The following is a 14,703-nucleotide window of genomic DNA, read 5'->3' as shown; positions in this document are numbered from 1 at the left end:
ACAATATATCAATAATATCAACGATCACGAGACAATCACCGCGCCATGTTCGACCCTTCATTGTTCGGACGCATGTCACCGGACGTCATCACGTCCGCATCAATGCCTCTGGCGACGCCTGAGTCTGCGTCGGCCGCCGCTTCCGTTTTTGATCCCGCTTCCGCTTCCGTCTCCATTTCTGCTTCTGAACCGTTCGCGCCCGGGCGCCATCCGCTCGGTCTAAGCGAGACACGCGACGCCGTGCTGTATGTGCCTGACGAGTTGCCGACCGACAAGCCGGTGCCGCTGTTCGTGATGTTTCACGGCGCGGGCGGCTTCCCCGAGAAGGTGTTGCCGTTCATCGAAGCACATGCCGATCGCCACAAGTTTCTCGTGCTCGCCCCGCACTCGACCTTCCCGACGTGGGACATCGTCATTGGCGGTAACGGGCCCGATCTGGAGCGGTTGCAGGCGGCATTGCGCCGGGTCGCGGCGCGCTATGCCATCGACACACAGCATGTGGCGTTCGCCGGCTTTTCCGACGGCGCGAGCTATGCGTTGTCCATCGGGGTGACGAATGGCGATATCGCGAGCCACGTCATCGCGTTTTCCGGCGGCTTCATGTCGATCTTCGTTCAGGAAGGGCTGCCGAAGGTGTTCATCGCGCATGGCCTGATCGACGAGCAACTGCCGATCGCCACCAGCGGACGACAAAACGCAAACAAGCTCAAAGCGGCGGGCTACGATGTGCAATACGTCGAATTCGACGGGCTGCACATCATCGAACCGGGGGTGGTGGCAAAGGCCATCGACTTCTTCCTCGCCTGAACGCGCGCATCGGTCTGCACGCGCTGCCCGCGTCGACACGACGCAGCGCCCGGGCCGAATGTTGCGAATGTCACGAACGTCTTCAAGACCTCATCCGCCTGACACGCCATACGGGGAGTGCCGTCCATGGATTTCGAAATTCCCGAATCACTGATTCACCCGCTGATGCAACTGATCGGCACCGACTCGCCGCTGGGCAAGCAATTGACGGCCTACGGCGTGTGTCGCGGCAATATGCTCGTCTCCAGCGAATGGTTCGACGCCAAATCGCTCAATACGCTCTACGTGCTGAGCAAGTCGCAGAACGAGCGGGCGCTGATGTTCCAGATGCTCGCGCTGGACAACGTCTACAACGCGCCGCAGGCCCGCGTCATTCCGAGTCTGGACAAGCTGGTGCCGGGGCTGGTCGCCTACCTTGCGCGCGACGTCATCGACGGCTGGCTCTATCAGCGTCATCGCGACGGCGCGCTGCTGCCGTGGCTCGTGCGTCGACTGCGCTATGTGGAGCCAGATCAGGGGTCCCCGTATGTCGTCGTGGACATGCTGGCCAACACGATGCAATCGGCCAACCTGAGCCCGACGGAACATCGTCCGCGCCGCTCCGGCATGACCACGTCGCTGGTCTTCACGCGCGACGACATTGCGAATCGCACGATTCCCGAACTGCTCGCGGAGTTCGGCTTCTACAAGGAATGCGCCGAGTTCAAGGCCGAATACGAACAGCACGCCCAGCGCTTCCTGCGCGTGCAGCGTGCGTTCGGCGCGCAGTTCGTGCTGAGCCGCGCCGCGTTCTCCGTCGATCCGAAGGGCGGCACGGAACTGATTCGCGTGGGCGACGGCGTGACAGCGAAGTGCGTGAACGACGAAGAGCGTCTGGAGCGCAACTTCGAGATGGCGTGCGACGCCGACTTCTGGCGCAATGCCGAGATCGCGCAGGCGTTCGAGACGATTCCGCTGCATTGCTACGTGCACGTGTTCCATCTGGACTGGCATCGCAATCTCTGGGTGCACGTGCAGAACATGACCGAGTACCAGTACCAGCCGAGCCTGCGCGACAAACTGGTGTTGCCGGCACATCATCACGATCTGATCGACATTCTGACGTCGAACATGGACGCGATGATGCCGGACTTCGTCCCCGGCAAATCGGGCGGCGCCACGATCCTGTGTCAGGGCGCACCGGGCCTGGGCAAGACGCTCACGGCGGAGATCTACTCGGAAGTCGTCGGCAAGCCGTTGTATCGCGTGCACTCCGGACAACTGGGTACGACGGCGGCGTCGGTCGGCGCCACACTCATGAGCATTCTGCGCCGCGCCATGCGCTGGAACGCGATCCTGTTGCTCGACGAGGCAGACGTGTACATCCGGCGGCGCGACAACGATCTGGAGCACAACGCCATCGTGGCGGAATTCCTGCGCTCGCTGGAATACTTCCACGGCCTGCTGTTCATGACAACGAACCGCATCGGCGACGTGGACGACGCGATTCTCTCGCGTTGCATCGCAACCATTCACTACGAGACGCCGTGCGCGACTGACGCGCGCAGACTGTGGCGCATGCAGGCGGAGCAGGTCGGGGCGTATCTCGACGACGGCCTGATCGAAACGCTCGCGGCCCGCTATCCGAAGGCGAGCGGACGCGACATCAAGGAACTGATGAAGCTCGCCAGCCGTTACTGCAAGGTCAAGAACATGCCTTATACGGAAGACGTCTTCCGCCTGTGCGGTCTGTTTCGCGGCTACGACGCATGAGCGGAACACGTGAGCTTTCCTCGTCCGGCGTGCATCCATTTTCCGAATAGCAGGCAACCAAACATTTAATTTCCCAATTCGAAACGTCCCACCCATACTCCAGAGCACCAACACGCATTCAGCGGGGACGGTACGAAGACCGCACGGCAGGCAACCGATAAGCGGTCAGGCTGTCCTTGCTTCATCAAGGAGACAATGCGGATGCAATGGGACGTTTCGAACGAGGTCCTGGGCGCGATGCCCTCGACCGGGCAGGCACACGCACATGCGCCGTCGGCACATGGCCTCAGTCCACGGCTACATAACGCCGACCTGGCCCCCACGAAGTCGGAGGGACGACGCTGGGGCCGCTACAGCATCTTCGCGCTGTGGACCAACGATGTGCACAACATCGCCAACTATTCCTTCGCCATCGGCCTCTTCGCGCTGGGCCTCACGGGCTGGCAGATGCTGGCGTCGCTCGCCATCGGTGCGGCGCTCGTCTACGTCTTCATGAACCTCACGGGGTACATGGGCCACAAGACCGGCGTGCCGTTTCCCGTGATCAGCCGCATGAGCTTCGGCGTGTACGGCGCGCAGATTCCCGCCATCATTCGCGCGGTGATCGCCATCGCATGGTTCGGCATTCAGACGTATCTCGCCTCGGTCGTGCTGCGGGTGCTGCTCGTGGCTGTCTGGCCCGGGCTGGCGGCCTACGATCACAACGCCGTGCTGGGGCTCTCGACGCTCGGCTGGGTCAGTTTCATTGCCATCTGGCTCGTGCAGCTCGCGATTCTGGCGTACGGCATGGAGATGGTGCGCAAGTACGAAGCGTTCGCCGGACCGATCATCCTGATCACCGTGACGAGCCTTGCCGTGTGGATGTACCACCGCGCGGGCGGTCACATCGCCATGTCGGTCGGTGAGCCGCTGACCGGCCTTGCCATGTGGACGAAAGTCTTCGCCGGTGGCGCGCTGTGGCTCGCGATCTACGGCACGCTGGTGCTCAATTTCTGCGACTTCACGCGGGCGTCACCGAGCCGCAAGGTGATTCGCACGGGGAATTTCTGGGGATTGCCCGTCAACATTCTGATCTTCGCCGTCATCAGCTTCGTGCTTGCCGGTGCGCAGTTCAGCCTGAACGGCCAGATCATCCACAGCCCGACCGAAATCATCGCGACGATTCCCGACAAGACGTTCCTCGTGCTCGGGTGCCTCGCGTTCCTCGTCGTGACGGTCGCCGTCAACATCATGGCGAACTTCGTCGCCCCGGCATTCGTGCTCACGAGCCTCGCGCCGCATCGTCTGACGTTCCGCCGCGCGGGGCTCATCAGTGCCACGATTGCCGTCGTGATCCTGCCGTGGAACCTGTACAACAGCCCGATCGTGATCGTGTATTTCCTCTCGGGGCTGGGGGCGTTGCTCGGGCCGCTGTACGGCATCATCACCGTCGACTACTGGTTGCTGCGCAAGACATGCGTGCACGTGCCGCATCTGTACAGCGAGATGCGCGGCAGCACCTATCACTACACCCGTGGCGTGAATCCGAAGGCCCTGATCGCGCTGGTGCCCTCGGCACTCGTGGCCGTGACGGCAGCGCTGGTCCCCGCGTTCAGCGCGCTCACACCGTTCTCGTGGCTGCTGGGCGCGGGCATTGCCGGTGGCGTCTATTACGCGATTTCGGACCGTCGGCAGCCGTTCGAGGATTGCTCGGGCGAGCACTTCGCCGTCGATAGCGCCGCGCACTGATCCCCCGCTGGCTGCCTTGCCGTCGAGCATCGAACCTCGTTCGGGGCGGGGGTAGGGTAACCGGCTTGCATGACCACTGTCTCCACCCCCATCAGGAGTGTTTATGAAGATCCTCGTCGTGAACGTCAATACGACGGCCGCGATAACCGACGCCATTGCGCACCATGCACGTGCGAGCGCGTCGCCGGGTACCGAAATCGTCGGCCTCACGCCGCACTTTGGCGCTGAATCCGTCGAAGGCAACTTCGAGAGCTATCTCGCCGCGATTGCGGTCATGCAGCGGGTGATGAGCTACGACGAGCCTTACGACGCCGTCATCCAGGCGGGTTACGGCGAGCATGGGCGTGAAGGGTTGCAGGAGCTGCTGAATGTGCCGGTCGTCGACATCACCGAAGCCGCCGCAAGCGTCGCGATGCTGCTCGGTCACCGGTATTCGGTCGTCACCACGCTCGATCGCACGGTGCCGTTGATCGAGGACCGTCTGAAGCTTGCCGGTCTCGATGCACGCTGTGCCTCCGTGCGCGCAAGCGGCATGCCGGTGCTCGAACTGGAGCGCGACCCGGTGCGCGCCATCGACGCCGTGGTGGCGCAAGCCGAACGTGCCGTGCGTGACGATCACGCCGAAGTCATTTGCCTGGGCTGCGGCGGCATGGTCGGGCTCGATGCGAAGATTCGCGAGCGCACGGGCGTGCCCGTCGTCGATGGTGTATCCGCTGCCGTCGCGCTGGCCGAGTCGCTGGTGCGTCTGGGCCTGAGCACGTCGAAGGTGCGCACCTATGCAACGCCGCGCCGCAAGCAGATCGTCGGCTGGCCGCACGCCTTGCTCGGTGAAGCGGGCTGAACGATAGCGTCGCTCACGCGGCCCGGGCGCTGCCGCGTCTGCCGGGGCTGTCGGGTGTGTCGTGCGCTCATCAGATAAATTCATGAAACGACGCAGCATTCCGATATGCGGGAAAACTAGAGGCGCGCGCGAACGCCGGTCTGGCTATATTGGTTCCGGACCGGCGCCGATGTCACCGCGTACCTCCGGCAGGGCCAACGCCTTGTTCGCGAGCCTCTGACTGTGTTGCGCCGCGCCATTTCATCGGTACGGCAAGGAGACGCAGTGGAGACGCATGGCGAACTGCACCGGGCGATTCTGAACAACATCCCGGATCAGGCGTGGCTCAAGGACACCGAGTCGCGTTACATCCTCGTCAACGAGGCCTTCATGGCCGCGTGCGGCCGCAGCGAAGCCGACATCATCGGCAGTACCCCCGATAAGGTCTGGTCGTCCGACTGGGGACGCGTGTACCTCGCCACGGACAAAGCGGTTGTCGCGAGCGGCATGCGGCGTCGCTACGAGGAAAGCCGTCCCGGTGCGGACGGCGCGCCACGTTGGTTCGACACCGTCAAGATGCCCGTGCGGGACGAAGTCGGTCGCATCGTCGGCACGGTCGGCATCTCCCGGGATATCACCGACCGCAAACGCTCCGAGATGGCATTGCTCGACTCTCGCGCGCAATTGCGCCAACTCTCCGCTTATCTGCAAACCGTGCGCGAAGCGGAGCGCACGCGACTATCCCGCGAGCTTCACGATGAACTCGGTCAATGGCTGGGCGGCCTTCGCCTCGGCCTGAACTATCTGGAGACGCAGCCCGACATGCCCGCTGCGGATCAGTCGGCCCACATCCAGATGCTCAAGGAACTGGTCGACGAAACCATCGATGCCGTGCATCGGATCGCCGCCGATCTGCGTCCCGCAGTGCTCGACGAACTCGGACTGCACGCTGCGCTGGAGTGGCTCACCGAGTCGTTCACACAGCGTCATGGGCTACCGTGCGAACTGGTCATGCCCGAAGCCGTTACGGCATGCCTCGACAGCGAATGCATCACGGCGATCTTCCGCATCGTGCAGGAATCACTCACGAATGCGAGCCGTCACGGCCAGCCGACGCACGTGCGCGTGGCGCTCGATCTGCGTGAGGGTCATTGCCACGTGAGCATTGCCGACGATGGCCGGGGCATGGACACCGCTCGTGCCGGACATGGTCAGCGTCTGGGGCTGATGGGCATGCGCGAGCGCGCATTGATGCTGGGCGGCGCGTTCGAAATCGATAGCGCACCGGGGCAGGGCACGCGCATTCTGGTCCGAATTCCGGCGCGAGCGGGCGCAGGCGGGCTGACGGGTGTTGACATCACGCATGAGCGCGATTCATTACACGACGCAGCGCCTGCGGGCGCAGCCAAAGCGGGGTCGTCGTCATGCGCGTGATGATTGCCGACGACCACGCCATCATTCGCGATGGCCTGAAAAAGATCATTGCGACGGCGCCCGACATGGCCGTCGTGTCCGAGGCGGTGGACGGTGACGACGTCCTCAAGCGCCTGCGCCTCACCACCGTCGACGTGCTGCTGCTCGACATGTCGATGCCGGGCAAGAGCGGCATCGCCCTGATCGCGCAAATCAAGGCGACCTATCCCGCGCTGCCGGTGCTGGTGCTGAGCATGTATCGGGAATCGCAATACGCCGTGCAGGCGATTCGCGCGGGCGCTGCCGGATACCTGACGAAGAACGCCGAATCGGAACAACTGATGAGCGCGATCCGTCGTGTGGCGCGCGGGGGCACAGTCGTCTCGCCGCTGGTGGCGGAAAAACTCGTGCGTCAGCTTCAACAACCTGCGCAGGCGCTACCGCATACGCGTCTCACCGCGCGCGAGTTTCAGATTTTCCAGATGCTCGTCGAAGGCAACGGCATCAACGACATCGCGCGTTGTCTGTCGCTGTCGGCCAAGACCGTCAGCACCCACAAGGCCAACATTCTGACCAAGATGGACATTCCATCCACGGCAGGCCTTGTCCACTACGCCATCGAACATGGCCTGATCGTCGCGGGCACCGACGCCTGACATCGAACTGACGTCGACGTTCTGCTCCAGCATGCCCGCTCGCGCCGGACTCCCGTCCGGCGTTGCGATTTCCCGCGCGATTTTTCTTCCCAGTTGGGTCTCGCCGGCCCGTCGATTTGCTGCTCGTTTGGATTGCTGCACCGCGTCTAGGGAAATTCCTAGACGAAAACCAGCAAATTCCGATGCCCCGCACTCGGGCGCGCCCCTACGATGAGTTTAGACCTTTGCCACCCGGCCGGCAGCGTTCCCAGATGTTCTGCCAGCACTTCAACCACTCAAACAATTCGTGACGTAAGGAGACCGCACCATGCATGTGGACCTGCTGATCAGCAACGTGTGCGTGCGCGATGACGCGCCGCTCGTGGACATCGCCATCAAGGGCGGGCGTATCGCCGCGATCGAGCCGGGGATCGACGCCAGCGCCGACGAGCAGATCGACGCTCAGGGGCGCGCCGCGATTCCCGGCCTCGTCGAGGCGCATCTGCATCTGGACAAGGCGCTGCTGCATCGCCGGCTGCCGGCGCGCTTCGGCACGCTCGATGAGGCGATTCGCGTCACCGGCATTCTCAAGAGCAAGCAAGAACGCGAAGACGTGCTGGATCGCTCGCGTCAGGTACTCGACATGGCGGTCAAGAACGGTACCGTCGCCGTGCGTGCGCACCCCGACGTCGATCTGATTCAGGGGCTGATCGGCGTGGAAACGCTGCTCACGCTCAAGGACGAGTACGACAGCCTGCTCGACCTGCAAATCGTGGCGTTCCCGCAGGAGGGCATTCTCAAGTCCAAAGGCACGTACGAGCTGATGATCGATGCGCTGCGCATGGGCGCGGACGTCGTCGGTGGATGCCCGTACAACGAGTTGAACTGGGACGATACGAAGCGGCACATCGACATCGTGTTCGAGCTGGCGCAACGTTTCGGTGCGCCCATCGACATGCATGCCGATTTCGCGGACGACACCAGCGATCAGCGCTTCGCCGCGATCTCCTACATTGCGCAAAAGACCATCGAGACGGGCTATCAGGGACGTGTCTCGCTGGGGCACGTCACCAGTCTGGGGGCGCTCGATTCCGACGAGCTTACCCCGGTCATCGAACAGATCCGGCTGGCGGGCATCAGCATCGTCACGCTACCGGCCACGGACCTCTATCTGGGCGGCCGCAAGGACACGCAGAACCCGAGGCGTGGCCTTACGCCGGTCAAGGCGCTGCACAGCGCGGGCGTGAACGTGGCGTACTCGTCGAACAACGTGCGTAACGCCTTCACGCCGTTCGGCAAGGCCGACATGTTGCAGATCGGCAATCTGCTCGCGCACGTGGCGCAGTTCGGGGTGCCCGAGCATCAGCAGGCAATTCTCGATATGGGCACGCACAACGCCGCGCGCGCCATCGGGCTGTCGCACGACTACGGCATTGCGGTGGGCAAGCAGGCCGATCTGATCATTCTCGATACGTTCCGGGTGGCCGATGCGCTGCTCGATATCCCGCCACGCCTGTGGGTCATCAAACGCGGCCGCATCACGGTCGTGACGCAGCATCACTGCGAAATTCACCGGCATTCATGTTGTTGTGCGCAATGAAGTTCTCATAAAACTCAAGGAGACAATCATGAAGAAGCTGCCTGCGGAAGTCGTTGCCTCGTTACTAGCCGTCACCACCATTCCGATTGCGATGTTGCCGTTACATCTCCCACCATGGGCCATCTTCATCGGTTGGGCCGCCACCTTCGCCATGGGCGGGCCAACGTTCGTCAATCTCAAACGCATCTGGGCCACGCTGCCCGTCGGGTCATTCTTTGCTTTCCTCATCGTGCTGGGATTCAAGCAGGCGGCAACGCAATTCAGCGGCAACACGCTGGTGCTCGCCGAGATGGTGATTCTCTTTGCGGGCAACGGTTCGATGATGGCGCTCGCACGTTTCTTCCCGGGACTGAACTTCATTCCCGGCATGTTCTTCGGTTTTGCGACGTACTTCGCCACGCTGTTCGGCGGCTTTGGCCCGGTCGCGCAAGACCCGCTCGCCGCACTCGCGGCCGCCGTGGCGATGAATGCGCTCGGCCCGGTGTACGCGTGGGTGAAGGAGCGCTATTCCGCCCCGGAAGTCACGCATCAACGCAACTGGAAGGGCTGGAAGGCAGAAGTCTGATCTGACGATTCGATGGTGTTCGGACGAAGCGACGCCAGTGTCGGGCGCGCTTCGTCCTCTAACGACAATCCCGAGGGGAGACGGCATGACGTTCGCACAAAAAACCGCCGATGGGCTGACCACGACACCTCCGGCACATCCGCAAAATGCCTTAACGCAGGCCGACGCGGCCAGCAGTACCACGCGTCGGGACTTTCTGATGAGTACGGCCGCCCTGGCGGGCAGTGCCGTGTTGCCCATGTCGACGGCGTCCGCAGCATCGGCAGCAGCGGCTGTCGCAACGGCACCTGCGGCACTCTCCAAGACCGAGACAGACGCCGGTCCTCGCCTCGCACAGTCGACGCGCGGCATGGTCACGAGCCCGCACGAGCTCGCAAGCGAAGCAGGGCTGGAAGTGCTGCGCGCGGGCGGCAACGCCATCGAGGCCGCGATCGCCATCGGCGCGGTATTGAGCGTGACGTATCCGCACTTCACCGGTCTGGGCGGCGACGCCTTCATGGTCATCAGCGATCGCGACGGCAACGTGCGCACGCTCTCCGGCATCGGACAGGCCGCCGCGCACACGCCGTCATACGGCAGCGCGATTCCCGTGCGCGGCCCCGGAGCGACGCTGACCACAGCGGCGACGGTCGCCATCTGGGACAAGGCGTTCGAATTCAGCCGCACGCAGTGGAATGGCCAGCAAGCCTGGTCGTCACTGTTTTCGCGCGCGACCGAATATGCGGCAAACGGCTTCCCGGTCACGCCGTCGCAGCACTTCTGGCAGACGTTCCGCGCGGGAGATCTGCCGAACTGGGAAGGCTTCTCGTCCGTCTTCATGCCCGGCGGACGCATTCCGCAGGTCGGTGAGCGGTTCCATCAGCCCGCACTGGCGAGAAGCCTCGATAGCATTGCGACGCACGGGGGGCGCGAGTTCTACGAGGGCGATCTCGCGGGGCGCATCGCCGCCGGGCTGAAGCAGGCCGGTTCCCCCTTGCGCGCCAGCGATCTGTCGCGAGCGCAGGCGCGCGAAGAAGTCCCCCTGCGCGTGGCGTATCGGGACGGCGAACTGCTCGGGCTGCGGCCGCCCACGCAAGGCGTGACGACGCTCGAGATCATGGGCATTCTCAATCGCTTCGATCTCAAGTCGATGCCGGAGGGCAGTGCCGACTACTATCACGTGCTCGTCGAAGCGGTGAAGCTCGCGTTCCTCGACCGCAACCGTTACGTGGCCGACCCGGACTTCGTCGATGTGCCCGTGGATCGTCTGCTCTCCAGTGCGAATCTGGACGCGCACGCCCGTAGCATCCGCATGGATCGCGCGATGCCTTGGCCGCACGTCTTCAAGACGGGCGACACCGTCTATATCGGCGCGGCTGACAGTCAGGGGAACTGCGTGAGCATGCTGCAAACGGTCTATTTCGACTGGGGCAGCGGCGTGGTGCTCGGCGATACCGGTGTGCTGTGGCATAACCGGGGCGCCTCGTTCAGCCTGGACCCCACGAGTCCGAACGTGCTCGCGGGCGGCAAGCGCCCGTTCCATACGCTCAATCCGGGCATGTATCTGAAGCAGGGGCGGCCGCAGTTGCTTTACGGTACTCAGGGCGCCGACGGGCAGCCGCAGACGCTCGCGGCCGTACTCACGCGTCTGATCGACTACGAGATGGATCCGCTCACGGCGCTCAGGCGTCCGCGCTTCCTGCTCGGCAAGACGTTCTCCGACACACGCGACAGTCTCAAGCTCGAACAGGACGCCGGGGCAGGTGTCTTTACGGCGCTTGCGGCTCGTGGACATGAGATGAGCCCGCTGCCGCCGCAAAGTCAGCTAGCGGGGCATCCGGGCGCGATTCGCATCGGTGCGCAGGGGCAGATGAGCGGTGCGCACGATCCGCGCAGCGATGGCAGGGCGCTCGGCGTGTAACGCGATCGCGGTCAATGCCCGACTACGCCGAAAACCCCAGTTGTCGGGCATTCGTTGCGCGTGATACAAGTTCAGCCATCCATCGACAAAGCAAATGCGAGACATGGCTGGCAGTGCAAAATCGAATCGACCGCTGTTTGATCTGGATCTGCTGCGCTCGATCATCATGGTGGCCGATTGCGGCAGCTTCACCACGGCGGCGGCGCGTCTGCATTCGACGCAGTCCACGGTCAGTCAGAAGGTCCGGCGTCTCGAAGACATGGTCGGGCACAAGCTGCTCGACCGTGGCAATCGCGAGGTCCACGCAACGGATGCGGGCGAGTTGCTGCTCGGCTATGCGCGTCAGATGCTCGCCCTCAACGACCAGATGTTCGAAGCGCTCTCGGGCGCGGTCGTGGCCGTCACGGTGCGTCTTGGGGTGCCGGAGGACTTCGCCACAGGGGCGACCACGCAGGTGCTCGCGCGATTCAATCGTCAGTATCCGCAGGTGAAGCTCGAAGTGACGAGCGGGCTGAGTCGCGATCTGCTCGGCAGCTACGATCACGGCGAGCTCGATCTCGTGCTGGTCAAGCAGCGACGCAACAGCCGCGAATCGGTGGCGAGCCGTCCGGAGAAGCTGGCGTGGATCGACAGCGCGAAGCATCCGTCGTTCGGACTCGACCCCGTGCCGCTGGTGACCTTTCCGACACGCGGCCTGTACCGGGACGACATGATCAACGCGCTGGAGGCCATGGGACGCAACTGGCGCATCAGCTTCACCAGCTCCAGTCTGAGCGGCATTCAGGGCGCTGTCGCCGACGGCATGGGAATCAGTCTGGTGCCGCCGCGCGCGGTCTTGCCGGGGCATGTGGTACTCGGCCGGGCGCAGGGCCTGCCGGTGATCGATACGTTCGAGCTGGCGATCTTCCACCGTCCGACGGCCGATCCGATGGTCGGCGCGCTCGCCAAGGTGCTCGTGGGGATGCTCGAAACGAAACCGCGCGCGTCGAGATGAGTGAGATCATCGACACGCGCGGCTGCGGGCGTTTCGAGAACGTCCGCGTCGGTTGACTTGAGTTACTTCGGCTGTGCGCCCAACGTCAGCGTCATGTGACGGTTGACGTCCTTGTACAGCAGGTAACGGAACGGACCGGGGCCACCGGCGTAGCAGGCCTGCGGGCAGAATGCACGCAGCCACATGAAGTCGCCGGCTTCGACTTCCACCCAGTCCTGATTCAGACGGTAGACTGCCTTGCCTTCGAGCACATACAGGCCGTGCTCCATGACGTGCGTTTCTGCGAACGGAATCACGCCACCCGGCTGGAACGTCACGATGTTGACGTGCATGTCGTGGCGCATGTCCTGCATGTCGACGAAGCGCGTCGTCACCCAGCGGCCGTCGGTGCCCGGCATCGGAATCGGCTCGACATCCTGTTCGTTCTTCACGAACGGTTCCGGATACGGCAGGCCTTCCACCGCCTGGTAGTGCTTGCGAATCCAGTGGAAGCGCGCGGTGCCCTGACTGTTGTTGCGCAGTTGCCAGTCGGTCGCGGGAGGAATGAACGCGTAGCCGCCCGGGGTGAGCGTGTTGGCCTTGCCTTGAATCGTCACGGTGATTTCGCCCTCGACGACGAACAGCACGCCTTCCGCTTTGTCGTCCTGCTCGGGCTTGTCGCTGCCGCCACCGGCGCCGACTTCCATGATGTATTGCGCAAACGTCTCGGCAAATCCGGAGAGCGGACGTGCCAGCACCCACAGGCGCGTGTTGTCCCAGAACGGGAGATGGCTCGTCACGATATCGCGCATCACGCCCTTCGGGATGACGGCGTAGGCCTCAGTGAACATGGCGCGATCGGTGAGCAGTTCCGTTTGGCCGGGATGCCCGCCATGCGGCGCGTAATACGTAGTCTTCGACATTGCAGTTGGCTCCTGATGCATTCTGATTGTTCTCCCCATCGTTCGCCGCCGGGCCCCTTGGTTGCGATCCGCGCTTGGGGGCGCGCACAGACCGCTTGACCTCGGCGCGACGAACGCCTGCGGCGCCACGACCCGGCAAGTCTCGTGCCGGGCGTGACGTCGCGCATGACAGTCAGGTCGGGGTGGACCCTGCTGTGTCCTTGAGCAGGGCGGGGTCCAGCGCGAGTTGCGCGGGGCCGCCCCAATAGCGTGCGTGACGAATGACGGCGCGGGCCGCCGGTGCGGCGGCCACGGCTGCTGCGGCGTTCGGTGCGTCGAAGACGACGAAACTCGCCTCGTTGCCCGCATACAGGCCGTAGTCGTTCTTGCCAATCACGGCGGCTGCTGCGGTCGTGGCCATTTCCAGTGCGACGCGCAGATCGTCGTCCGTATAGAAACCCGAGCGATAGCCGATGAGCATCGCGCGTTGCAGCATGTCGCCGTTGCCGTACGGCCACCAGCTGTCCTGAATGTTGTCGTTGCCCGTGAACACACGCACACCGGCTTCGCGCAACCGGAGAATTGGCGGGAAGGCGCGGTCGCCGGGGGCGTTGGTCATGATCGAGACGTCGGCGTCGGCCAATGCGCGTGCGATGGTGTCGAGTTCGGCAGGGCCGATGTCGCCGAGTCCGTAGGCATGGCTCACGCTGACGCGACCCTGCAAACCGGCGGCCTGTGTACGCGAGGCGATGCGATGCAGTTGCGCCAGACCGATGTCGCCGGGTTCGTGCAGATGAATGTCAAGCTTCGTGCCGTGCTTCTCTGCGATGCCGAAGATCACGTTGAGTTGGCCGTGCGGATCGCCGTCGAGCGTGGTCGGGTCGATGCCGCCCACGACGTGAACGCCCGCGCGAACCGCATCCTCCAGCACTTCGGCCGTGCCAGGGCAGGTCATGACACCCGCCTGCGGGAAGGCGACGAGTTCGATGTCGAGCCATTCGCGCCATGTCTCGCGCATCGCCATCACTTCGTTCAGATGCGAGAGACCGGTGCTCGCGTCGACGTCGACATGGCAGCGCATCGCCACGGTCCCGAATGACACGGTCTGGCGTATCAGGGCGTCCGCACGCTGGGCCATGGGCGCGGCGGCGGCGATTTCCTGCTTCTCTGCGGCCAGACGCTCGCGAAGGGTGGCTGCGGGGCGGTGCGGGCGCCAGCGATCGCCGACGAAACTCTTGTCGAGATGGATGTGGCCGTCGACGAAACCGGGCAGCACGAGCTTGCCTTGCAGATCGACGATTTGTGCGTTGGCGTCGGCCGTGTAGGATGCAGGTGCGCCGACGTAGGTGAAACGTCCGTCGCGCGTAGCGAGCGTGATGGGATTGCCGTCGGCGTCGATGGCGCCAACGAAGACACGGTGATGACCGGAGGAACTCATGGAACGACCTCTGTGCTGCCCGGGCCCTCGCTGGTGCTGCGTTCCGTATGGTGGGCGCAGCCGCGCCGCGGGGTCTCTTAGGGGAGTGAAACTGCGGGGTAAGACTTACAAGATAGCGAACCGGTCGCACATCGACAAATTAAATATCAAAATGCATGGCATTCGATTTC

Annotated in this window: 12 protein-coding genes; 10 read left to right on the top strand and 2 right to left on the bottom strand. The window is 63.7% G+C overall.

Annotation, left to right across the window (positions count from 1 at the left end):
• Positions 1-45: 45 nt before the first annotated feature.
• The 10 genes from PCA20602_RS05315 to PCA20602_RS05270 all read left to right on the top strand — a co-directional run bounded on the left by PCA20602_RS05315 (position 46) and on the right by PCA20602_RS05270 (position 12,214).
• Positions 46-807 carry an alpha/beta hydrolase gene (locus PCA20602_RS05315; protein WP_174980821.1) on the top strand — a complete coding sequence of 254 codons (762 nt, stop codon included), beginning with the start codon at positions 46-48 and terminating at the stop codon, positions 805-807.
• A gap of 126 nt (positions 808-933) precedes the next feature.
• Entirely contained in the window at positions 934-2,559 is a 1,626-nt protein-coding gene (locus PCA20602_RS05310) for an AAA family ATPase (protein WP_150720296.1), read from the top strand.
• Positions 2,560-2,760: 201 nt separating this feature from the next.
• On the top strand, positions 2,761-4,287 hold the full coding sequence (locus PCA20602_RS05305) for an NCS1 family nucleobase:cation symporter-1 (protein WP_150720295.1): 1,527 nt from the start codon (positions 2,761-2,763) through the stop codon (positions 4,285-4,287).
• Between the two features lie 103 nt (positions 4,288-4,390).
• Positions 4,391-5,128, top strand: a complete 738-nt coding sequence (locus PCA20602_RS05300) for an aspartate/glutamate racemase family protein (RefSeq protein WP_150720294.1) — start codon at positions 4,391-4,393, stop codon at positions 5,126-5,128.
• A gap of 264 nt (positions 5,129-5,392) precedes the next feature.
• On the top strand, positions 5,393-6,541 hold the full coding sequence (locus tag PCA20602_RS05295; RefSeq protein ID WP_150720293.1) for a PAS domain-containing sensor histidine kinase: 1,149 nt from the start codon (positions 5,393-5,395) through the stop codon (positions 6,539-6,541).
• Positions 6,532-7,176: a response regulator gene (locus tag PCA20602_RS05290; RefSeq protein ID WP_150720292.1), complete on the top strand. Its 645-nt coding sequence runs from the start codon at positions 6,532-6,534 to the stop codon at positions 7,174-7,176. The genes PCA20602_RS05295 and PCA20602_RS05290 overlap by 10 nt, the downstream gene beginning before the upstream one ends.
• A gap of 307 nt (positions 7,177-7,483) precedes the next feature.
• Positions 7,484-8,755 (top strand): amidohydrolase family protein, encoded by a 1,272-nt coding sequence (locus PCA20602_RS05285; protein ID WP_150720291.1) that lies wholly within the window; start codon positions 7,484-7,486, stop codon positions 8,753-8,755.
• 28 nt (positions 8,756-8,783) lie between these two features.
• Positions 8,784-9,320 carry a DUF1097 domain-containing protein gene (locus PCA20602_RS05280; protein ID WP_150720290.1) on the top strand — a complete coding sequence of 179 codons (537 nt, stop codon included), beginning with the start codon at positions 8,784-8,786 and terminating at the stop codon, positions 9,318-9,320.
• 349 nt (positions 9,321-9,669) lie between these two features.
• A complete protein-coding gene (locus PCA20602_RS05275; RefSeq protein ID WP_425495645.1) occupies positions 9,670-11,220 on the top strand; it encodes a gamma-glutamyltransferase family protein in 1,551 nt (516 codons plus the stop codon).
• Between the two features lie 103 nt (positions 11,221-11,323).
• Complete coding sequence (locus tag PCA20602_RS05270) at positions 11,324-12,214, top strand: LysR substrate-binding domain-containing protein (RefSeq protein ID WP_069342422.1); 891 nt, start codon at positions 11,324-11,326, stop codon at positions 12,212-12,214.
• Between the two features lie 62 nt (positions 12,215-12,276).
• Here PCA20602_RS05270 and PCA20602_RS05265 read toward each other — a convergent pair whose 3' ends face one another.
• Both PCA20602_RS05265 and PCA20602_RS05260 read right to left on the bottom strand, forming a co-directional pair.
• On the bottom strand, positions 12,277-13,116 hold the full coding sequence (locus PCA20602_RS05265; protein ID WP_150720288.1) for a bifunctional allantoicase/(S)-ureidoglycine aminohydrolase: 840 nt from the start codon (positions 13,114-13,116) through the stop codon (positions 12,277-12,279).
• Positions 13,117-13,288: 172 nt separating this feature from the next.
• Positions 13,289-14,533, bottom strand: a complete 1,245-nt coding sequence (locus PCA20602_RS05260; protein WP_150720287.1) for an amidohydrolase family protein — start codon at positions 14,531-14,533, stop codon at positions 13,289-13,291.
• Positions 14,534-14,703: the final 170 nt, after the last annotated feature.

This window comes from Pandoraea capi, from assembly GCF_902459735.1.
In the GTDB taxonomy this organism is placed as follows: Bacteria; Pseudomonadota; Gammaproteobacteria; order Burkholderiales; family Burkholderiaceae; genus Pandoraea; species Pandoraea capi.
Note: the sequence above shows the minus strand (reverse complement) of the source record. Positions and strands in the feature narration are given on the sequence as shown.